Here is a 25,127-nt window from a genome sequence, read left to right as displayed (position 1 = left end):
ACTTTAATCTATTCTGCACATTTTTTTAGAATTATTTCTTGTTTACTTTCACTTTTTTCTTGTTGAAATCCACACTCGATAAACTCTCTTTTTTGAGTTTTTTTATTAAAAAAACCATACCAATAAAAATACATTGTATTTTTATCAATTACTTTTACATATGCAATTGGATTATCATTTAGATATTCTTTCCAGTTTAATTTAGCCCCTAAAACACCTTTATCTTCAGGGATCTCTTTTAGTTTATATGCTATTCCATTCTCTGAATCATATCTTTGTAGTTCAATCATATCTATATAAATTTGATTAAACATGACTTCTAAAAATGCTGTCTTATTATTAATATTCATACTAGTATTTCCATTTCTACAATTAATTTTCCAATAGCCATCAGGTGCATGATTTTTGATGTCTTTTTTATCATCTACTTTTTCCTGAACATCATCACAATTACCACATTCTTCACATGATTGTTTTATATGGGGAATCGTTTTTATAAAAACACTATCTATATAAGTTTTTCCATTTATTGAAAAATATTTTGTGTCAATTTTTCTAATACTTAATGATGATATATTCTGAGTTGGATCGTTATTTTTTATTTTAAGTTGGTAGCCTTCGTGATTCTTTGAAAAATTCAAAACTTTATATCTAAAATCACCATCCTGAGCACTTGTATATATTAAAATTGAATCTTTTAAAATATATTTTTTGTTTGAAGCATCGCAAGGCTCATAAATACTATTGATTGAATTTATCTTTTTTACTTCATAAAATGAATGATTCTTAATTTCTGTAAAATCAGTTTTAATTTCTTGACAACTTGAAAAAGTACTTATTAATAATAGTAGTTTAAATAATTTTTCCATCTTTAAAATTTCTTGCAATTTGAGTAACTGTAAATATTTTATTATCATTATTCCCTGTTCCATGAGCATTTGTATTTATTAATTTATATCCATCTATTAATTTAAACCTATAATCAGCAGATTCTCCTCTCTTTGTACCTACATCCCAATATAAATATGTGAGAACACCATTATCACACTTTCTACCAACTATAACTACGTAATGATCTGTTGTAGGATTATCATCTTCGTTATAATTTCGATCAAATGTATGATTAACACCAGCCCTTAATGGATAACCAGCTTCTAAACTTTTATCGATATAGGTAATGGCTGATTGGCTTTTAGATATATCGAAAACAAGTTCCGTTGATTTTTCATTTTCTAGAGCTAATTGAAAAAACGCATGTGAATTTTTTTCTCCAGTTCCTTCTGCGTAAATTCCTTCAATCTGCGAAACGATATTTCGAGCTATTGCTCCACAGTTTGTTGAGCCGGCTTTTTGTGAAATAAAGTTCATTTTACTTCTTAAATCAATATCATCTTTGTCTCCACAACCTTTTTTGCTTGAAGTCTCTTTGTCACAGCAATCAGACTCAAACTCCTTTAGAAAGCCTTTCTTCAGATGTAAATTACTCATTTCAGCTAATTCTTCTTTTAAAAATTTATTATAATGTTCTAAACAAATTTTCAATGGAGTTGCGGGCTGCGGTTTTTCATCTAATTCATAATAACTAATATCGCCTTCAATTGGTAAACTTGCCCAAATGCGAGAACCCTCTTTTTTAATAGCCTCTTCTATTTTATTTGATATAATCTTCTTCATTAATTGTGACCTTTGTTTTTTCATAATTACAAGGCATATTTTATCTTGTGAGTCAGCCTTATAATCAAATACATTATACTTCTTCAATAAATTTCTGTTTTCAAAATATTTTCCTGTTTTTTTCTTTTTTACAACTTCAAATCCTGATAAATCCCACCATACATATCGCATAATTTGATAAGCCCCTGCAGCAGTTGAGCCCCCATAGTTTTTCTCAGGATGTTTACTTAGATCTGTAATTTCATTATTATTAAAAGCTGTAGTATATCCTTTTTGAAAATCATGAGATATATAAACAATTTTTTTCTGCTCCTTATCATATGATTTAATCAATTCCCCTGTACCTTCACCAACCCTCAACATTCTCATAAATGCTCTTACTCGCGCCTCACATTCACAAGCACAATTTTTGTTGTCTTTTTTAGATGAACCAGACTTCTGCACCAAAACCGCACTCTTATATTCTGCCAATCCCAACAAAGCACTTTTTTTAGTAATCGCCACGCCGCCATTTGTTTTAACCCCATTGTATAAAATTATATCCTCACTATCCTGAACAACAGCATACACAGCACGAGAAGGTAATTTTTGAGCAATTGCATCCCATGTTAAGGTTGCTTGTATTGCACCACTTGTATCTACTTTTACATCCGGAGGCAATACTTCAAAAAGTTTTTTTCCTTTCTCGTAAATTGTGATTTTTAGTTTTTCTTCTGCTTTTATGCCTCGCGATTTACCATAGAAATAACTTACCTGGTTATAATCGACATGATAGTGTCTTTGTTTGGCGTCCTGAGTACCAATTTGGGCGGAGTAAATTTCTCTTTTATCCTCTACATCAAGATGGTTTTTAGATTCAAAAACATTTTTATCATTGGCCAATTTAAGTTTAGGTGCACCAATTTTGACATACAACATACCCCAATTTCCAGCTTTGTTTTTTACATAGCTGTCTAAAGTAAATGGTATAAGATTTCCGTCATAATTAGTTACATTAATTACTTTGCAGTAATCATTTTTAAAAGCATCGTTATCCCAAATTTCTATAATAAGGTCTTCGCCTGTAAGATGTTCCTGCTTTACCCAAATATTTACCGTTTGATACCAGCTTGATTTTTCGATCTCGATACCGTTACTGTCTGTAAAAAGCATTCCCAGTACTTTGGCTTGTTTTACATCTATACTTAATGTTTTTCCCGGCTGCCTGTTAATACAGCATTTTACGATTTCTTTCCCTGCTTTAAGAGGTGTTATCGCTATCGTTTTTTTATCTATATCCTTATGCGGTATTGTGGTCTCCCAAACTACCATTTCGTTTGCGGGCAAATCCGGGAATACTAATTGATCTGCTTCCAGTTGGGTTGTTTTACCCACTTTAGGTATACCGTTGTAGCTAAAAGCAATGACATCATTTTCCTTAACCTCAAAATGCCAGTCGTCCTCTTCATGTTTTGCATTTTGTCCGTAGGCATTTGCTAATGTTACATAGGCTTCAACTACATATTTTTTAAGGTTCATGAGTTCATGTCCCGGTATAATGATGTTTGTGCCATTACCCATTAAGCGTCCGTTTAAATTCCACTTTATATCTCTTACTTCTTTAGAGATTGCCTCTTGTTCCTCTGGAATATACAAACTAAATGTACTTTTTTTGACACCAAAGGTCATTGGGGTTCCGGGTCTGATTACCTCAGCATTATGTGTTATCTGAGACACAGAGTTGGTAATTGTTTCGGCTGAAAAACTTTGCTTTTGCACTTCTTCTAATGAAAATTTATATACTGCGTTAATAGTATATTTTGCTTTTGTATTTACGGGAGTAAATGAAACTGTATTTTCAATTCTTGTCGATTTTAAGACATTTCCTGAAGCATCTGTAACATACATTTTCAAGTTTTCAAGTTCTTCACTTGTAGGCGTCATTAAAAATTTGGCCTTAAAACTAACTGGAAAGTTTTGCCTTAGCCTCATTTTTCCTCCTACGATCCTGGCAAAATTTTCACCGTCAATTGGTACAAGTTCAGTCCCGTCGAGTTTATTTACAACTACCTCAACATCAATAGAACAGTCCGGATAGTTTTTATTGTATTTTCCTCCGTCAAAATCTTCTTTTTTGGGTTTGCCGTAGCCTTCAATACGATATTTTCCCAGTGTTGAAAATGTATATTTAAAACTGGTTCCCAGTTGTTCTTCGATAAATAATCTTTTGTCTTTATCGCCTGTAAAACCATCATAAATAACCCATGAAGTCAGGTTAACATTTCCTTTTTTTATTTTGGCAAAAAAATCACATTCGCTGTTTTGGCGTATTGTAACTTTTTCGACATTTGTATCATCTTTTGATGATACTGGCTTAAAGTCGGGTTGATTTTTAAGATTTTTTAATATAATATTAGAAACACTTGGATAGGCTGTTTCTAAAACAGGCATTTTTATCGCCGGGTTTATCAGCGCAAGCGCGGCAGCATTGGTATTTTCAGCATGCTCCTTCATTACGTTCTCAATTTGTCCGTACTTTGCTACCGTTATTTTTCCTCCAATTGTACAATCCAGCGTTGAGATTTCTGTCAATACTTTATTACCAAAAACCTTCGTCTTATCAAATACCTTTGTCCATTTAGGTGCCGGAACGAGCGCGCAGGGCTGATTACCGCCGGATGATGGTTTGAGTGTGCATTTGCCAAAAGTTGCTGCTGCGGGATTAAACGTTTTATCGATCTCTGTAGCAAAAAATTTTCCTGCCTTTCCATTTAGCACCACTTTGCTTTGAGAAGTAACTAATAATTTTGCCGTTTGATTAGGATTTTCTGCTTTATCACAACAACATAAAGCTCCATGTACTACAAAATATTTATTGTCGTGCTCACTTTGAGCAGTTTCTTTTTCTTTTTGTTCTTCCTGTTTTTTTTCTTCTTGCTGCTGTTTTTTCTGCTCTTCTTTTGTTTGATCTTCTTTATCTGTTTCTATTTTTTCGACTTTATCAAATGCTTCCCTTTTGGTATTTATTTCCTTTATTTTTTCGGGAGGAGGTGTAAGGAGTGTTTTCCCTGCCGTGGGTTCAGGTCCAATTCCGTCCTTTATTCCTGCATTCATATTATGATAATGACGGAGATCGTATGGATTTGTTATTCCAAGCTCGTTAGCAATACTTGCGAGTGTGTCGTCTTTTTTTACTAAATAAGGTATTGAATTATTCATTGTGGTTATTTTTATTAATGGCTGATATGTAAATTGTTTCACGATGTTTATAAAAAGTACCTATATCTATTTGTAAGTTAGTTTCAGAAAAATCAAAATCTCCTGTTTCATTAAGAAATTCTACTGTATGTTTAATGCTGGAAACCATAGGCTCTCGCTCAATTTTAATATCTAAAGCAAATTCAAATAAATTTGCCTCCTTATTTACAATCTTCAAAAATTCCTGACTTTCCATAACTTCTCCATTATAGGTTACTTCATTTAAAACAGGATCAAAATGCTTTTCACCTTGCCATACAACTTCATAGCCAAAGAGATTAATACTCCATGGAAACTCATAAAAAGTATCGTTTTTTGTTTTTTAGTGCAGAAGACTGCCATTTTCAAAAAACTAAGAGGTAAATAATATTTCGCCATCTGTTTCCCGTCTTTTTTGGCTAAACCTAAAAAATGATCTTTAATACTTTCAATTACTGCATATTGGTCAATGTCAACTGCCTGCTCTAAATTTCGTTTTATAAAATACTTTGGATCTAGTCTAAGTTTTTCGTTTTTTTTCTTTATCCTCTCGATTATATCTTCGTGATTACAGAGTTGAATTGAATCTTTATAAACATTAAATAAAAGGGGGTACAATACTTTTGAATATTCCTGAATAACTTTTGCTGCTATACCTAATTTTACAGTACTGTCATTTACTTTAAATGAAAACTTCCTCATTTCTATTTTTAATTCCCGTTCATTAAGTTCTTCAAAACTAAACTCATAGGTAATTGTTATTTCAGCTATGTGATTTGGTTGCTCCATACGAATATTACTTAGAACCTTAAAATCCCCGTGTGATTTAATACTCATGTTTATCTTCTGTTTTACTAAAAGCTGTTATAGAAAAAGTCTCCAAGTAATTGAAATAGGAGTTACTGATTTTTATTTGGGTATCTAAAGTCTTAAAATCTAATTCTGTCGTATTATATTGTGTTTCCTGTTTAATTGTAGTAGTAATTACAGACTCTTCATTTGTAACTTTATCAGGATATTGGTAAGCGTTTGCTGCAGTTTTTACTTTTTCGAAAATGGCATCATTTTCATCACCTTCTCCCTCATATTTTAAAATATTAGATGCAGTGTCAAAGCTTTTTTTGCCTTTCCAGAAAACATTGGTTCCTAATGGTAGTACTTTCCAATTAAAATTGTAGCAATTACTGTTTTCAGGATTCTCTGCGCAAAGCAATAGTATCCTAATCAATCCAAAAGAATAAAGATATTCAACCATAGCATATCCGTCTTTTGCCACTTTTTGAAGAAAATCCTCTCTAATAAAATCAAAACCCGAACCCTGATATTTTAATTGAAGTGCTGCATCTTTTAATTCTAATCGGTCTATAATTTCACTAAAATTGACAAGCGAAAAATTACCGTCTATGATATCAAACAAAACGGGAAAAAGTGCATCATTGTAGGCATGAGCTATTTTTTCAAATTTTGATTCCGGCTTATGTCCATCTATCTTGAAATTATCGCGTTTTAATGCTACTCGAAAATTATAATTTTCAAATTTTTTAAGTTCAATTTCATAAGATACATTTGCTTCCTGTTTTTTGTCGAAAAGCTCATAATTTATTTTGTGCAGAATTCTGAAATTATACTTTTCGTCATCACTCATTTTTAAACTATTAAAAAATTAACGGCTAAAAGTATAAGTCAATAATTATTTTTTTGCCCTGCAAACGGTATTTTTATATCAGAATAAGGTTAAATTTATATCAGTTTACTACATAGTGTGACTTGTTTAAAGCAAAAAAAAATCCAAAGCCGGAAACCAGCTTTGGATTTTTTTATTGAATTTAGAGTTTTTTACTTCACCTCATAAACATTATTTGCAGCTTTTACATCTGCCATTAATCCGCTTGGGTCAATGGTGATTTTTTTGATCGCTGTTTTGTTTTTATCAATTGTAAAACTGTAGTTCGATTGCGCCCAAGCCCAATCTTCTAAAACGGTTCTTTTTACAGTTGGATTCGGATTTGGTTTAATGAAATTCATCATTCTTAACGGAATGTAAAAGCTTTCAGTAGTTCCGTCTGTATATTCAACGGTTAAGTCAATTGGCATTGGCATTCTGCCTATTCTTTCTAAACTTACTGTAGTTTTTCCTGCATTATCTGCTACATCTTTGATTCCGTAATCAATTGTATTAGTAGTTTCTGTCCAGTCAATTAAATACCAGTCTAACTCAGCTCCTGAAACTCTTTCTGCTGATCTTTTGATATCGTTTGGAGTTGGATGCTTGAATTTGAAATCATTGAAATATCTTTTTAAAGTTGCATCAACATTTTCTTTCCCAATTACATATTCTAATTGCGATAAAAAGATGCTTCCTTTTACATAAGCCGAAATACTATAAGGTCGGTTTTCATCATAACGATCTCCGTGTGTTCCTTGTGGCTGCTCTTTTCCTGATTGTACTAATTGGTAATAAGCGGCATAATTTCCTTTAAACGGATTTACTTCCTTTTTAGCAGCGATTTCGTTCAAAGCACTGTCTTCGATGTAGGTTGTGAAACCTTCATCCATCCATGGATGTTTTGACTCGTTTGAAGCTAAAATATGCTGAAACCAGGAATGTCCCAACTCATGCGTTGCGGTTCCTAAAATTCCCTGAAGCGTTCCGTTTCCTAACATCAAAGTACACATTGCATATTCCATTCCTCCATCTCCACCCTGAATAAAGGAGTATTGTTTGTATGGATATGCTCCTACTCTTTGGTTATAATAATCCATTACTTTTACCATTAAAGGCTCTAATTGTTTCCAATTTTCAGTAGTTTTTGGATTGTTTTTGTAAAAGAAATGCAAATCAACATTGTTAGGTCCTTTTACAATATCATGTGTATATTCTTTGTCTGCTGCCCAGGTAAAATCATGAACATTTGGCGCGATAAAATGCCAAGTCAGTGTTTTTGCTTTCTTCGGATACGTAACTGTTAAACCTGCATCTTCATATCCGTGACCAATTTCGTTTTTGTCCTGTAAATATCCTGAACCTCCAAGAGTATACTCTTTGTCGATTGTGATTTTTACATCAAAATTTCCCCAAACTCCATGAAATTCTCTTGCGATATAAGGATCTGCATGCCATCCTTCAAAATCAAATTCGGCTAATTTTGGGTACCATTGTGACATTGACAATTCGACTCCTTCAGAATTATTACGTCCTGAACGACGAACTTGTACCGGAACTTGTCCGTCAAAATCTAAAGTAAAAGTAGTTTTTGAATGGGGTAAAATTGGCTTAGCCAAAGTTACTTCTAAGATTGTACCTGATGTTCTGGTTTGAGCCGTTACACCATCTTGTTTTAGATTGGTAATTTTTAGAAAACCAATTTCGTTCGGCTTTAAAGTTTCAATGCGGCTTTGCTTTGTTTCTTTTCCATCGGCACCTTTTACTTTGGTTACCATTCTTCCGTCAGGATCTTTTATAAAATGCAAACGTGCATCCATTTCACTTCCGGGCTGAAAAGCATTTGGAAATAAATGATAAAATACCTTTTTTAAAGTGTCAGACGAATTATTGGTATAAACCAATTCCTGTTTTCCTTTGTATTGATAGTTTTTTACATCCATCGAAACCTCCATTTTGTAATCAACATGTTGTTGCCAATATGGAGCGCTTTGTGCAAATGCTGCGTTGAAGCCGAAACTCAAAAATGAAAATAGTAGAATTTTTTGCATCATATTTTTCAATAAAAATGGAAGAGTTTTCACTCTTCCATTAGGTTAATAATGTGTGTTGTTTTTATTTTTTAGACATTTTTTCTGCCATTAATAAAGCATTGTAAGCATTGACCATCTTACCTGTTCTTGAAGTTTCAGCAACTGGTGTTGGCACATGCTCTTCTCCTAAAACTACTGTTGCAGGAAGCGCAACTCCAGAATCCATTAAAATTTGTTTTACCTGAGCTGCTTTTAATTTTGGATAATAAGAACGTATTAATGCTGCAACTCCGGCTGCATTTGGAGACGCCATTGAAGTTCCTTGTAAATATTTGTATTTATTGTTAGGAACCGTTGCATAAATTTCTTCTCCCGGTGCAAAAACATCAACATTTATTTTTCCGAAATTTGAAAATGGAGCTACTACAGTTTCTCCGTATTGTTTATTGATTGCTCCAATTGTAAGTACGTTATTGGTAAATTCCTTGATGTTGTCTTCAGAATCATTTGGGTAATTAATATTTTCTGTTTTATCGATGTCATATCCGTCATTTCCTGCTGCATGTACAATTAAAACATCTTTTTTAGCAGCATATTTTATAGCATCATAAACCCATTGCTTGTGCGGAGAATAACTTTTTCCAAAACTTCCGTTAATTACTTTTGCTCCGTTATCTACTGCATAACGAATTGCCAATGCGATATCTTTATCATATTCATCACCATCCGGAACGGCTCTTACAGTAAGGATTTCGACATTATTGGTAACGCCGTCTCCGCCTAAATTATTACCGCGAATTTGCGCAATAATTCCGGCAACGTGAGTTCCGTGAAGTGCTTCTTCCTTATCCGGTCCAAAAACTACATTGTTTCCGTAATGATTGTCTTTGATGTCATCCGGATTATCGCCTACAATTTTTCTTCCGTCATATTCTTTATTCAAATTGTAATTGAATTGATCGTAAACTGATGCTCTGTAATCTTCTAATTCTGATTCAGGGTCAAAAGTTGGTCCTGCATTCGTTAAAATTTGAGTCATCACCATTTTGCTTCTCGCCACTTTTGGATCTGTTGAAGAAATAGTACTTAAATCTTCTAACTTATAAGTGGTTTTATTTAGTGCTTTTTTTATAGTATTATGAACATCTATTAAAAAATCTACTTGCTGTTTATCTTCCAGAACTTTTTTAGATTTTTCCTCGTATTGCGCTAAAGCACTTTTATATTCGGCAGAACCGTTATCTCCTTTTTTAATAACACGTGTTAATTCAAGATTTTCATGAACGGCATTTCCAAGAAAATTCCACCCGTGAATATCATCAATAAAACCGTTTTTATCATCGTCGATCCCGTTACCGGGAATTTCTTTAGGATTCGTCCAGATCATTCCCTGTAAATCCGGGTGCTCGATATCAACACCTGAATCTACTATTCCTACAATTACTTTTACTCCTTTTTTTTCCTGTAATAATTCGGCGTAAGCCCTGTCAACACTCATTCCAGGAATAGAATCCTTTATTAAATCAAGATGACTCCATCTTTTTAATTCATTTTCGCTAAGTGGTGCTTTTTTGATAACGGCTAAAGGTGCAGTAATTATTTCTTTAGATGTTTGAGCTTGCAAAGTAGTGCTGCAGCCTGCAAATACAAGTAATGCAAAGGCAGATAAAGTATTTATTTTTATAGGACTCATGTATTTATTTTTGATGGAAATTAAAATATGGGTCTAAATTATAATTTTTTGTTACATAAAACTAACGATTAACACTGTGTTATGATTTTTATGTAAAAGATTTAAGAAACGTCTGAACTTGATATTAACAGGCTTTTTTTCTACCTAATACAGTAGGTGAAATATAAGGCGTTTACGTTTACAGTCTAAAATGAGAAGTAATTTATTTTTAATACGTCTTCCCGTAATAAAATGATAATTCTAAATTGTATACTTGTACCTCGAAATCCTAAATTTAATTTATGAGAACAAAACTACTTTTATTGCTGTTACTGGCAAATTTTTCTATTTATGCTCAATACACTTCTATTCCTGACATTAACTTTGAAAAAAAATTAATTGCACTGGGAATTGATTCAGGAATTCCTGATGGTAAAGTAGCTACTGCTAATGTTAATTCATTAACCACTCTTAATGTTTCATCTAGTAATATTGCAGACTTAACCGGAATTCAGGATTTTATTCAATTAAAAGAATTATTTTGTTATTCTAACAAACTGACCAGTTTAGATGTTTCAAAAAACACTCTTTTGACTTATTTGTCTTGTTTAGATAACCAATTAACGGTACTTGATGTTACAAAAAACATTCATCTCGCTACTTTAAGTTGTCACATAAATCAACTAACAAATTTAGACATTTCGAAAAATTCAGATCTTACTACTTTATCTTGTCGTGAAAATAAATTAACAAATTTAAATGTAACACTAAATTTAAAATTGCAGGATTTATATGTAAATCAAAATCAACTGACCGTTTTAGATGTATCCAGAAATAGAGATTTAGTGAGTTTGTCTTGTTCACAAAACAATCTTAGTAGTATAATTGTTTCAGACAATACAAATTTAACGCGTTTAGATTGTGCCAATAATAACTTAACCGTTTTAGATGTAACAGAAAATATGCGTTTAAATGAGTTAATCTGCAATAATAATAAATTAACCACTCTTGATTTATCTAAAAACAGAACTCTGACTCAAATCAATTGCAGTTTTAATGAGTTAACGTCGATAAATTTAAAAAACGGAGGTAATACTTATATTCGCAATTATGCTTTAGATTTTACCTACAATTCCAATCTAAAATGTATTCAGGTTGATAATGTTGCTTTTTCAAATACAAACTGGCCAAGCTTAAACAGTACCGCAGGCACCTATTCTGAGGTAAGCTGTACTGAAATTACAAAAATTTTCGATGAAAAGTTTGAGGATAAATTAATTAGCCTTGGTATTGATACTGATGGAAAAAATGGATATGTATTAACTGCTAATATTCGCAACCTGACATCACTTGATATTTCAAACAGTTCAATTAAAGATATATCAGGAATTGAATATTTTAGTAAACTGCAAACTTTAAATTGTAGTTCTAACCAAATAACATTTATTGATGTTTCTAAAAATTTGCTTTTAACGTCTCTACGTTGTGATAATAATGATCTTTATTATCTAAATTTAAAAAACGGAAATAATACTGCTTTTGTAAATAACACTATTTTATTTACTAATAATCCCGGTTTAAGCTGCATTCAGGTTGATGATGATATTTATTCTAACAACAACTGGAGTACAAAAAAAGATTCGGCAACTGCATTTAATACGATCTGCGGATCCTACACTCTTATTCCTGATCCACTTTTTGAAAATAAATTAATTGAATTAGGTATTGATAATGATGGTCAAAATGGTAAAGTATTAACATCAAGAATTTCATCTGTAAAATCTTTAAATGTTGCCTCCAGCTATATTACTGATTTAACGGGAATACAGGATTTTACTTCACTAACTCAATTAGTTTGTTATTCTAATAAATTGACAAACCTAAATGTTACTCAAAATGTAGCATTACTTGAATTATATTGTGATTCAAATCAAATAACAAATATTGACGTTTCTAAGAATGTAAATCTGACTACTTTATATGTTGGGTTAAATCCATTAACTAATTTGGATGTTACTAAAAATGTAAACTTACTATATTTGTCCTGTAATTCAAGTTCTTCAAGCCCAGCCCAACTAACAAATCTGGACATATCAAATAATCTTGCTTTGACTTATTTAGATTGCAGTTACAATCTAATAACAAATCTTGATGTTTCAAAAAATGTTAATTTGACCCAATTAAATTTTAGCGGTAATTTATTAACAACTATTGATGTTTCTAAAAACACTAAATTGACGCAGTTGTGGTCTCATTATAATCAACTTTCCACACTTGATATTACTAAAAACTTAGATTTAACTTCGTTGCGTGTAAGTTCTAATCCGTTAAAAACTATTGATATTTCTAAGCATATTAAACTCAAAGAACTTTATGCAACTTCAAATCAATTTACAAGTTTAGATGTTTCTAAAAACACTTTACTTACTGAATTATTTTGTGGATCAAATGAGTTAATAACTCTTGATATTTCTAAAAATATCGCTTTGACAGATTTACGTTGTGAATCAAATAAACTCTCAGGATTAGATGTTTCAAAAAATATTGGTCTTTATAATATAGATTGTAGTGCTAATAAATTAACAAGTCTTGATGTCTCTAAAAACACTTTGCTTACTGCTTTATCCTGTAAATCAAATCTGTTAGTAAACCTTAACTTAAAAAACGGAAAAAATACTTCATTGTCCAGCTATATTGACTTTACAAATAATTCTAATTTAAGTTGTATACAAGTTGATAACGTAACTTATTCTAATACTAATTGGGCAAGTAAAAAAGATGCTGCTGCAAATTATACAGCAGATTGTTCTATTTCTTACACTTTAATACCGGACATTAATTTTGAAAATAAATTAATTGCATTAGGTATTGATTCGGGTGTTGCTGATGGTAAGGTTTTGACTTCGAATATTAACAAAGTGACAACTTTAAATGTATCATCAAGTTCTATATCAGACTTAACAGGAATTCAGGGTTTTACTGCCTTGACTACTTTAGACTGCAGCCGAAATTTAATGACAAGTTTAGATCTTTCTAAAAACACATTATTGAAAGATTTAAATTGCAGTTCACAAAAATTATTAAGCTTAGATGTTACAAAAAACACCTTATTGACTTCATTACGCTGCAACGGGTTAAACGGAAGTTCATATGCCAGAGGCGATGGAAAATTAATTGCTTTAGATGTTTCTAAAAATACATTATTGACTAATTTATATTGCAACAGCAATCAAATAACAAGTCTGGATGTTTCTAAAAACACTGCTTTAGTTGTTTTAATATGTGATTTTAATAGGTTATCAGTATTAAATGTTACTAATAATACCGGATTAACTTCATTGTTTTGTGGTGTAAATGACATTCCTGTTTTAGATGTTTCGAAAAACGTTTTGTTAAAAAACTTTGACTGTGCTTCTAACCAACTAACCACTTTAGATGTTTCTAAAAATACCAGTTTAGCTCAATTTAATTTTGGTTCAAACCTTTTGACTACAATTGATGTTTCAAAAAATACGGCTTTGAACTATTTGTCTTGTAGCTCAAACCAATTGACAAGTTTAGATTTATCAAAAAATCCCGCAATGATTAATTTGTTTTGTGACTGGAATAATCTGTCTAACTTAAATTTGAAAAACGGAAAAAATACCTTATTGAACAGTTCAGTTTTAAATCTTACCAAAAATCCTAATCTTACCTGCATTACAGTTGATGATGTAACATACTCAAATACAAATTGGGCTGCTGCTAAGGACGCAACTACAAATTATTCTGCAGATTGTTCAAATTTATACACTTTGATTCCAGATGTTAATTTCGAAAACAAACTAATCGCATTAGGTCATGATTCGGGCGTTGCTGATGGTAAGGTTTTGACTTCGAATATTAACCAGGTAACAACTTTAGATGTATATAACAGTTCAATTTCAGATTTAACAGGAATTGAAGGTTTTACTGCTTTGACAACTTTAGACTGCAGCCGAAATTTAATGACAACATTAGATGTTTCTAAAAATACTTTACTGAAAGATTTAAATTGTAGTTCAAAACAATTATTAAGCTTAGATGTTACAAAAAACACTTTGTTAACTACATTGAGATGCGATGGTCTGGACGGAAACTCATACAATCGCGGCGAAGGAAAACTAACTAGTCTAGATGTTTCTAAAAACACATTGTTAGTAAACTTATATGCCGGAAATAACCAAATAACAAGCTTAGACGTTTCTCAAAATAAAGCTTTAGAAGTTTTAATTTGTAGCGCAAACAGGTTGTCATCAATAAATGTTACTAACAACTTACAATTAATCACCATCTTTTGTGGTTTAAATGACATTACTACATTAGATGTTTCGAAAAATGTTTTGTTAAAAAACTTTAATTGTGCGTCTAACAAATTAACCACTTTAGATGTTTCTAAAAATACTGTTTTATCTCAATTTAATTTTGGCTCAAATTTTTTAACAACGATTGATCTTTCAAAAAATACAGCTTTGAACTATTTGTCTTGTGGCTCAAACCAATTGACAAGTTTAGATTTATCTCAAAATCCCGCATTGATTAATTTGTTTTGTGACTGGAATAATCTGTCTAACTTAAATTTGAAAAACGGAAAAAACACTTTGTTGAACAGTTCGATATTGACTCTTACCAAAAATCCTAATCTTACCTGTATTCAGGTTGATGATGTAACCTATTCAAATACAAATTGGGCAAATGCCAAAGATGCAACTGCAAGTTATTCGGCTAATTGTTCAAATGGCTATACTTTGATTCCAGATGTGAATTTCGAAAATAAACTAATCGCATTAGGTATTGATTATGGTGTTGTTGATGGGAAAGTTTTGACTTCGAATATTAATACTGTAACTTCTTTAAACGTTTCTTACAGTTCTATTATTGATTTGACAGGAATCCAGGGTTTTACTGCTTTGACTAAATTAGAATGTAATGGTAATTATCAATTAAAAACGTTAGATGTTTCTAAAAATACTGCTTTAACGTATTTAGACAGTAACAATAATTATCTTGTTGCGACATTAGATGTTACAAAAAACACGGCTTTAACGTATTTAAATTGTTACTCTAACGGACTAAAAATATTGGATGTTACTCAAAACAAAGCATTAACAACTTTGCAATGTGCTTCAAATCAAATCACTGATTTAGACATTACAAAGAATACTCAATTGACAAAACTTGATTTTGGATATAATAAAATAAGTTACATAGAGGTTTCTAAAAATGTGGCTTTGAAATCGTTGACTTGTACATCAAATCAAATCTACTATCTGGATATTACAAAGAATTTAGCATTAACTGAATTGTCGTCCGGAAACAATCTTTTTACAACTATTGATCTGTCTAAAAACACTGCTTTAACTTCATTAATCTGTAACACAAATAAGTTAGCTTATTTAGATGTTTCGAAAAATTTAGCTTTGACAAGGCTTCTTATTTACAGAAATGATTTACAAGGCATCGATATTTCATTCAATACTAATTTAGAGATATTTGATTGTAGTGATAATGTAATAACAAATTTAGATGTTTCGAAAAACCTGAAATTAGATTATTTGTATTGCGATAATAATAAGCTAACAAATCTTGATGTATCAAAAAACACTAAATTATCTTTATTAGATTGCAGCAATAACCTTTTAACGACTTTAGATGTTTCGGTAAATACTAATCTACATTCATTTGAATGCGCTTCTAATAAGTTAACAAGCTTAAATTTAAAGAACGGAAATAATACTCTTTTAGATCCATACAATCCTGATCCTAACTTTATTTTATATAATGTAGATTTTAGAAATAATCCTAATTTAACTTGTATTCAGGTTGATGATGCAGCGTATTCAAATTCGCACTGGTCAACTCAAAAAGATGCTGCGGCAACTTTTAATACCAATTGTGGAGGAGATTTTGTTTTGATTGCAGATCACAATTTTGAACAGCGATTAATTGATTTAGGAATTGATACGGATGGTTTAAACGGAAAAATTACAGTTGCAGATATTACTTCTGTTACTTATTTAGATCTTTCTAACAGTAATATTTCTAATTTATCCGGAATCGAAAATTTCAAATCATTAGTCTATTTAGATTGTAGCTATAATCATCTGACAACTATTGATGTGAGTAAAAATGTGGCTTTAGAAACATTGAATGTTTCCTCAAACCAACTTACTACATTAGATGTTTCTAAAAATATTAACATTAAAGTAATCTATATTACAAACAATCCTTTAGTATCAATAAACCTTAGAAATGGAAACAACAGAAATCTTGTAATAGCATCTGTTACAGATAAAAAAGCGGCAAATACGGGAGGAACATCTTTTCTTGGTCTTACTACTTTAAGTTGTGTGATGGTTGATGATCCTGCTTACTCTAATGCAAATTGGTCTAAGATAAAAGAGCCAACTACTATTTATTCTGCGACTTGTTCTGCATTAGGTCTGGAAGATGCTGCTTTTAATAAAGCTGTTTTATACCCAAATCCAACTAAAGGTGAAGTAAACATTAGCAATATCTCTTTAGAAAAAGCAACTGTTTATAATTCTATCGGACAATTAGTTAAATCGTTTACTTTTAGTACAAGCGACACAAATAACACGATTAATTTATCTGATTTGCCAAAAGGCGTTTATTATGTCTATTTAATTAATCAGGATACTGCTTCTGCAAAGAAAGTTATCGTCGAATAATTATAATTTAATTCAACTAAAAAGTCCCATTTTCAATACTATGAAAATGGGGCTTTTTATGTTTAGCCTATTTTCAAAAATTAAACAATAATCAATTACGTGTTCCCGTAAGGAAATTTGAATTGCAATTTGTACACTTGCCTGACCTAATTATAAACTGATTATATGAAAACAAAACTACTTTTATTTTTATTATTGATTTCTTTAACCATTAGTGCCCAAACCAATTTGGTTCCAAATGGTGATTTCGAAAACTGGGCTTCATCTTCACAGCCAGACAACTGGTACCGTTATTTTAGCGGTTATGTTTCTCAAAGTACAACTGCTCAAAGTGGTAAATCAAGTACCAACATGATGGTAGCAAGCGGAACTTTTAATTATATTAATAGTGAGTATTTTGCAGTACAGGCAAATAAAACGTACCGCATAACTTTATATCACAAAACTGTAAAAGGAACTTTTACTTCTCTAGATTTAAGTTTATACCGCAAACCAGGCACTTTTAAAGAGGAAATAATAAAAAAATCTGATGTTATTTTTTCTACTACAGACTGGAGAAAAGTTGAATTTGAATATACTTCAACAGTATCTGAGAATATCGAAGTTGATGTCTGGACAACAGGATCTCTTAATTCTGAAATTTTAATTGATAATGTATCCGTTGTAGATGTTAACGAGGTTACTTTGAAATATACTTTGATTCCGGATATTGAATTCGAAAAAAAATTAATCTCTTTGGGTCTTGACACAGGCGCAACTGATGGTAAAGTATTGACTTCTAAAATTAAAACGGTTAAATCGCTAACTATTGATCCTTCGATAATTTCTGATTTAACGGGAATAGAAGATTTTGAATCTTTAGAGTTATTAAATTGTAATGCAAATTCATATACAGGTGCCGGAGGAAATGGTAAACTTAAAACGATAAACGTTTCAAAAAATGTTAATTTGACATCTTTGATTATTGGAGGAAATCAAATTAGTAGTTTAGATATTTCTAACAATCCTAAATTGACTACTTTGAGTATGAGTTATAATAAAATTTCTAGTCTTAACACATCCGCAAACCCTGCTCTGGACTACTTACTTGTAAGTAATAACCCAATTACTACACTTGATATTTCTAATAATTTAGCATTAACTTATTTATATTTTGGATCTACTTCTATAACAAGCTTAGACATTTCTAAACTTACAAAATTGAGGGAACTGGACATTCAGGGACTTAAATGGACAACTCTCGATATTTCTAATAATTTAAATTTATTAGTTCTATCATGCGGTTTTAATCGACTTACATCGCTAAATGTTTCTAAACACACTCAATTGATTTACCTGCATTGTGATTCTAATCAATTAACTTCATTAGATCTTTCTACAAATAAAAATTTATCCAGCTTAACTGTTGACTCTAATCGTTTGACAACACTAGACCTAAGCAAAAACACTGCCTTGTCTACAATATCATGCAATGGGAATTTTGAAATGACGACTTTAAATGTGCAAAACGGTAAAAACAGTCTGATAAATTCTCTCGATTTAAAAAACAATCCAAATTTAAGCTGTGTACTTGTAGATGATGTGGTCTATTCTAATACAAATTGGGAAAAATTTAAAGACGCTTCCGCCAGTTATTCAAACTCATGTCCGCTGGTATACACGGCAATTCCTGATATTGAATTCGAAAAAAAATTAATCTCATTAGGTCTTGACTCAGGTGCAACTGATGGTAAAGTATTAACGTCTAACATTAAAACGGTTAAATCACTAACCGTTGATACAAGAGTTATTTCTGATTTAACAGGAATTCAGGATTTTGAAGCCTTAGAAATACTTTCTGCTAGTGGAGGTAGTTATAATTTTAAAGGAGATGCAGATGGAAAGCTGGCAAAGTTAGATGTTTCTAAAAATATAAATTTAACATCCTTAAATTGTACTGCAAATAAATTGACAAGTTTAGATATTTCTAAAAACACAAAATTAATTACTTTAATTTTTAATGGAAATAAGATTGCAAATATAGACATAACAAAAAATCTTTCGTTACAGCAATTAGCATTCAACAGTACTTTAATCAGTACAATTGATATTTCTAAACATCAGGCATTGGGTATATTTAGTTGTTCCTATACTAATATAACGATTCTTGATGTTAGTAAAAATACAGGATTAAGAAACTTAAACATAAGTGGTAACAAAATAACAGCTTTAGATATTTCTAAAAATATAAATCTTGATGCCTTATATTGTGAAGCAGATGAATTAACCGCTATTGATGTTTCTAAAAATTTAGGTTTACTCACTCTTTCTTGTTTTGGAAATCCATTTACAACTATTGATCTGTCTAATAATATTGTATTGCAGCGGGTAAATTTTTCTGATACTGCAATAACCACTATAGATCTTTCAAAAAACGTTAATTTAACATCAATTACTTGTGGATCAGCTCAATTAACAAACATTGATGTTTCTAAAAATTTAAAATTAAACTATTTTAACGCTAATAGCAGTCAGTTTAAAAGTCTTGATTTGTCTAAAAACATTAATTTATCTACAGTATATTGTCAATATAATCTAGTTTTAAACGAGATAAATCTAAAAAATGGTAATAATACAAAACTAACAAATGGAGATGTAGCCTTAAACGGTAATCCGAGTTTGTATTGTATACAAGTTGATGATGTAAATTATTCAACTCAAAACTGGATAAACAAAGACGCATATGTAGATTATACTGCTGCAGCATGTACTGCACCATTATATACCCTTATTCCAGATGCTGAATTTGAAAAACTATTAATACAAAAAGGAATTGACGGTGTTCAGGATGGTAAAGTCCTCACCAATATAATTGCAAAAATAAAAGTATTGAATTTAAGCAATGCCAATACTAAATATAAAATTCAGGACTTAACAGGAATTCAGGATTTTGAAGCATTAGAAGAATTAAAATTTCCTAATAATAACGAGGCTAATATAGCAACTGTAAACCTGTCTAAAAATCAATTCTTAAAAAAATTAGATTGCAGACAATCCGGTATAACTACTTTAGATGTTTCTAAAAACACTGCTTTAACAGATCTAAACTGTTATGGCAACAAATTGACGAGTTTAGATGTGTCTAAAAATAGTGCATTAACAACTCTTGATTGTTCTTATAATAGATTAACAGTTTTAGATGTTACTAATAATATAAATCTTAAAAGCTTGTCTTGCTCTTCGTCTAATAAGGAAGGCGTATTTAGCTTACAACAAGGTTTGCTGACGAGTTTAGATGTTTCAAAGAACTTAGCGTTAGAGTTCTTAGATTGTAGTATGAATGAAAAACTTGTTAAATTAGATGTATCTAAAAACAGCAATCTAACATCTATTAATGTTGGTTATAATAATTTGACTTCAGTTGATTTTTCTGCTAATAAACTTTTAAAATCTTTAAGATGTAATAACAATCAAATAACATCTATAGACCTTTCTAAATATCCTGCTTTAGAATCAATCGATTGTTCTTCTAATCAGTTAACAGTTCTGGATGTATCTCAAAAAACAGCACTTAAATCACTTATGTGCTCTAACAATCAGTTACTAAATATAGATGTATCAAAAAATACTTTATTAGAATTCTTTTATTGCGACAATAATAAATTAACCACTTTGGATTTATCTTCTAACCCAAAACTAAAACAACTTCTTTGCAGCAGCAATAGCAATTTGACAAAATTAAATTTAAAAAATGGCGGCAATACAAATTTAGATGGTAAATACCAAAGTATCTTTTCAAACAATCCAAATTTACTTTGCATTCTTGTTGATGATGTAGCTTATGCAAATAAAACATGGGCGACTTATAAAGATGCAATCGCAAGTTATAATACCGAATGTGGTTTTAGCTTACCATCAAAAAATTTCACTGTAGAATCAAAAGGAGAATCTTGTCTTGGTGAAAATAATGGAGAAATCTCTATAACTGCAAGTGCACAATTCCCGTATGTTGCAAACATAAACGGAAAAACCGGCGCTTTTGCAAATAACAGTTTAAAAGTAAGCAACCTGACACCTGGAATATATACTATTATTGTCACAATTCCGGGAGAAGTATATGAGCAAACTTTTACCCTTTCAATTGCAAAAGGAGCTAATATTACAGGTAAATCTACTGTAAATTCTAAAACAGTTGCTGTAGAAATTACAGAAGGAACTGCACCATTTACTGTTTTTGTTGATGGAACAGAACAATTTCAAACTAATGAAGCTGAATTTTCTGTAGAGGTTAGTAAAAATGCCTTGGTTGAAGTAGTAACTTCAAAAGCTTGTGAAGGAATTTATGCTAAAAAAGTTTCAATATCAGATTTTGAATCGGGAACACTTTCAGCTTATCCAAATCCAACATCGGGATATTTTGAAATTGAAATTCCAACAAATAAAAAAGAAGTTAAAATAGAAATGTACAATTTTGGAGGTCAATTGATTTCTGATAACAATTATATCATCGAAAACGGAAAAGCACAATTGCATCTTGAAAATCATCCTTCAGGAATTTATGCTGCTAAAATCTATTTAGATACTCCGGAATACATTAAAATTATAAAAAAATAAAAATGAAGAATTTTATATACCTCGCAATCATTGGTTTTTTATTTATTTCATGCGGTGGAGATGATTCAGAACCAGAAAATACGCCGCCAACTGTACCGAAATTAGTCACACCAACTGATAATAAATTATGTGTCGATAATACCGTTTCGTTTCAATGGGATTTGTCAACAGATACTGAAAAAGATGTTATAACGTATCAAATTCAGATAGCAAAAGACAATACATTTGCTCCAATTGTAAAAACGACTGAGATTACAGCTAACAATACATCAATTGCCTTAGATAAAAATACGGCTTACTACTGGAGAGTAAAAGCAACGGACAGTAAAGGATTAGCAAGTACTTATTCTGCTACTTTCAAGCTTTATACAACCGGCGAAGCGGTCGTGAATCATTTACCATTTTCTCCTGAATTAGTACAGCCAACTATTGACTCTGTGTTGAATACTACAACGGCTTCGTTAAAATGGAAAGCTACAGATGTTGACTTAACAGATGTTTTGACGTATGATGTTTATTTTGGAAAAACAAATCCTCCGGCAGCAAAAGTAACCACAAATACAAGTACAATCTCTTTTGATGTTACAGTGGAACCTTCGACAGAATATTTCTGGAAAGTTGTTGTAAAAGACAATAAAGGAGGAGAAACAGCCGGTCAGGTCTGGAAATTCAAGACGAATTAAAATTTTAAAATTACAATTAGTTAACTAAAAAATCCCATTGATCATCAGTTGAAAATGGGATTTTTTTACTGTAGGTTTATTTCACTCAAACCTCTAAAAAACAACAAACAAACGCGATTATTTAAGAAAGAAAACATTTTATAATTTGTATACTTGTACTTCCAAAATTCTAAATATAATCTATGAAAACAAAACTACTCTTATTGCTTTTATTAGCTACCTTTTCTGTTTCTGCCCAAACACCAAATGTTCCAACTTATGTACCAACAAATGGATTATTAGTATATTATCCGTTTGACGGAAATGTAGCTGATCAAAGCGGAAATGGTGTCAATGGGAATCCACAAAATCTGACTCTGACAACTGACAGATCTGGAAATAGTAATGCTGCTTATTCTTTCAACGGAATAAATAGTGCGATGAGCATAAATTTATCAAATCAGCCACAAGTTACGAACACAAGAACCATTGCGGGTTGGTTTAAAGCGACTGATCCTGTTAGTTCCAGCTCTTTTGATTTTTGCCTTGCAAGTTATGGAGCTGTTGCAGATTCATTTAAAATAAGCTTTTATCGTAAAGGATATTTAGATGTGAATTTTGATTCTCAGGTTTTTGAATCCCAAAAGAATTTCTTCAACGATCAATGGACCTTTTTTGCAATGGTCTTTGATGAAAACACTCACGTTTTTTCATTGTACATAAACAATGTTCTTGAATTAACCGGAACTGTTAATGCGTTTACAAATGGATTTGGAGGTATTTGCGAAATAGGTAAAAACAGTTCAAAAGATTATTTCGAAGGTTCAATAGATGATATCGGAATATGGAATCGTGCATTAACTCAAAAAGAAATTACAGATTTATACGAATCAGGAAAGCCTGCCAATCTTTACACGTTAATCCCTGATGCTAATTTTGAGAAAAAATTAATCGATTTAGGAATTGACTCTGGAGCTATCGACGGAAAAGTTCCTACTTCAAATATAGCTTCATTGGCAAATCTTGACGTCTCTTCATCTTCAATTAGTGATTTATCAGGTATTGAAGACTTTAAGAATTTAGATGCTTTGTACTTTAGTTCAAATTTATTAACGAATGTTGATCTTTCAAAAAACAATAAATTATTTCTTTTTTTTGGTAGAGATAATAAATTAACATCCATCAAACTTCCTGAAAATAATCAACTGTATCATATTTACTTAGATCGTAATAATTTAGCATCTCTGGATGTTTCAAAATGTGATTCATTGAGAAATTTGAGTGCTGAAGACAACCAGTTAACAAATATTAATCTTTCTAAGAGTAAAGATTTAGCTACTTTATTTTTAGATCGAAATAAACTGACAATGCTTGACATTTCTAAAAATACTGTTTTAGAAACTGTTTGGTGTGGCGAAAATCAATTATCGTCTGTTATTCTTCCGGATAGTGATAATTTAGATGTTTTATATCTAAATGATAATAAACTTACCTCTCTTGATATTTCAAAATACACCACTTTAAAAGAGTTTGTTTGTTCAACGAATCAATTAACAGAGATAAATATTTCTAATAATAAAGCGTTAACGTTCTTTCATTGTCAACAAAACAAATTAACAAATATTGATGTATCTAACAATAAATCTTTAGAGAGTTTACATTGTTATGAGAATCAATTAAAAACCCTAAATATTTCTGAAAACAAAGCTTTAACAGCTTTATGGTGCCATACGAATCAATTAACAACTTTAGACGTTTCTCAAAATACGGCTTTAATAAAACTAAATACTTATAATAACAAACTAGTTACTGTAAATGTCAAAAATGGTAATAATGCAAATTTGAATATTTATACTAATGGTTTTAAAAATAATCCAGATTTAACTTGTATTCAGGTAGATGATGTTGAATTTGCTAACACCAACTGGGGCAGTAAAAAAGATGCTGCTGCTACTTTTAATACAAATTGTTCAATTGACTTTGTATTATTACCTGACACTAGTTTCGAACAAAAACTGATCGATTTAGGAATTGATACTGATGGTTTAAACGGAAGAATAACCACCGCCAACATTAGTACAATTACGTCTTTAGATCTTTCAAACAGCAACATTCAAGATTTAACCGGAATTGAATATTTTACCGCGTTAACTTTTTTAGATTGCAGCGATAATCAATTGAAAACTTTAGATGTGAGCAAGAATTTGGCTTTAGAAACATTAAATGCTTCTTCAAACCAGATCACCACATTAGATTTCTCTAAAAACACTAAACTAAAAATTGTTTATATAACAAATAATCCATTAATATCAGTAAACCTTCAAAATGGTAATAATAGAAATTTTGTTTTATCATCTTCAACAGATAAAAAAACTGCCGCTTTATATACAAGCTTTTTAGGACTTACAACTCTAAGCTGTATTAAAGTAGATGATCCTGTTTATTCAAATGCAAATTGGTCTAAAATTAAAGAACCAACCACCATTTATTCTGCAACTTGTTCCGCATTAGGCATTGAAGATGCTGCTTTTAATAAAGCCGTTTTATACCCAAACCCAACAAAAGGAGAAGTAAACATTAATAACATCGCTTTAGAAAAAGCAACTGTTTACAATTCATCAGGACAATTGGTAAAAACATTTACGCTTAATTCAGCTAATACTAACAATACAATAAACTTATCCGGTTTACCAAAAGGAGTTTATTATGTATACTTAATTAATCAGAATGCGGCTTCTGCCAAGAAAGTTATTGTTGAATAATTATAAATTTAATAAACTAAAAAGTCCCATTTTCGATATACTGAAAATGGGACTTTTTTATGATTTTCTCAGTCTTAAATTTAAATAAGCAATTACGTCTTACCGTAAAAAAAAGCCAACTACAAATTGTATACTTGCATCG

Annotated in this window: 11 protein-coding genes; 4 read left to right on the top strand and 7 right to left on the bottom strand. The window is 31.0% G+C overall.

From position 1 onward, the window contains the following. Nucleotides 1-8: 8 nt before the first annotated feature. From ACHRVX_RS08830 to ACHRVX_RS08800, 7 genes are all read right to left on the bottom strand, one after another. The gene (locus ACHRVX_RS08830) at nt 9-869 is read right to left on the bottom strand and encodes a hypothetical protein (RefSeq protein WP_395331327.1); all 861 of its coding nucleotides are present in this window, start codon (nt 867-869) and stop codon (nt 9-11) included. Next, nucleotides 853-4,872: a PAAR-like protein gene (locus tag ACHRVX_RS08825; RefSeq protein ID WP_395331324.1), complete on the bottom strand. Its 4,020-nt coding sequence runs from the start codon at nt 4,870-4,872 to the stop codon at nt 853-855. Before ACHRVX_RS08825 ends, ACHRVX_RS08830 begins: the two co-directional genes overlap by 17 nt. Continuing rightward, complete coding sequence (locus ACHRVX_RS08820) at nt 4,865-5,107, bottom strand: hypothetical protein (protein ID WP_395331321.1); 243 nt, start codon at nt 5,105-5,107, stop codon at nt 4,865-4,867. Before ACHRVX_RS08820 ends, ACHRVX_RS08825 begins: the two co-directional genes overlap by 8 nt. A gap of 26 nt (nt 5,108-5,133) precedes the next feature. Then, nucleotides 5,134-5,727 (bottom strand): hypothetical protein, encoded by a 594-nt coding sequence (locus tag ACHRVX_RS08815; protein WP_395331318.1) that lies wholly within the window; start codon nt 5,725-5,727, stop codon nt 5,134-5,136. Then, entirely contained in the window at nt 5,717-6,535 is an 819-nt protein-coding gene (locus tag ACHRVX_RS08810) for a hypothetical protein (RefSeq protein WP_395331315.1), read from the bottom strand. The genes ACHRVX_RS08815 and ACHRVX_RS08810 overlap by 11 nt, the downstream gene beginning before the upstream one ends. A 191-nt stretch (nt 6,536-6,726) precedes the next feature. After that, on the bottom strand, nt 6,727-8,604 hold the full coding sequence (locus ACHRVX_RS08805) for a M1 family metallopeptidase (RefSeq protein ID WP_395331630.1): 1,878 nt from the start codon (nt 8,602-8,604) through the stop codon (nt 6,727-6,729). A gap of 64 nt (nt 8,605-8,668) precedes the next feature. Next, nucleotides 8,669-10,279, bottom strand: coding sequence for a S8 family peptidase (locus ACHRVX_RS08800; RefSeq protein WP_395331313.1), 1,611 nt, complete (start codon nt 10,277-10,279; stop codon nt 8,669-8,671). A gap of 281 nt (nt 10,280-10,560) precedes the next feature. Here ACHRVX_RS08800 and ACHRVX_RS08795 point away from each other — a divergent pair, with 281 nt between their 5' ends. The 4 genes from ACHRVX_RS08795 (at nt 10,561) to ACHRVX_RS08780 (ending at nt 24,985) form a co-directional block, all read left to right on the top strand. After that, nucleotides 10,561-16,968: a leucine-rich repeat domain-containing protein gene (locus ACHRVX_RS08795; RefSeq protein ID WP_395331311.1), complete on the top strand. Its 6,408-nt coding sequence runs from the start codon at nt 10,561-10,563 to the stop codon at nt 16,966-16,968. Nucleotides 16,969-17,133: 165 nt separating this feature from the next. Then, nucleotides 17,134-21,561, top strand: coding sequence for a T9SS type A sorting domain-containing protein (locus tag ACHRVX_RS08790; RefSeq protein WP_395331309.1), 4,428 nt, complete (start codon nt 17,134-17,136; stop codon nt 21,559-21,561). 2 nt (nt 21,562-21,563) lie between these two features. Then, a complete protein-coding gene (locus tag ACHRVX_RS08785; protein WP_395331307.1) occupies nt 21,564-22,244 on the top strand; it encodes a hypothetical protein in 681 nt (226 codons plus the stop codon). Between the two features lie 182 nt (nt 22,245-22,426). Then, on the top strand, nt 22,427-24,985 hold the full coding sequence (locus tag ACHRVX_RS08780) for a LamG-like jellyroll fold domain-containing protein (RefSeq protein ID WP_395331304.1): 2,559 nt from the start codon (nt 22,427-22,429) through the stop codon (nt 24,983-24,985). The last annotated feature ends 142 nt before the right edge of the window (nt 24,986-25,127 follow it).

The organism is Flavobacterium sp. FlaQc-47 (assembly GCF_044006475.1).
Lineage (GTDB): Bacteria > Bacteroidota > Bacteroidia > Flavobacteriales > Flavobacteriaceae > Flavobacterium.
This window is presented reverse-complemented; position numbering and strand designations above follow the sequence as displayed.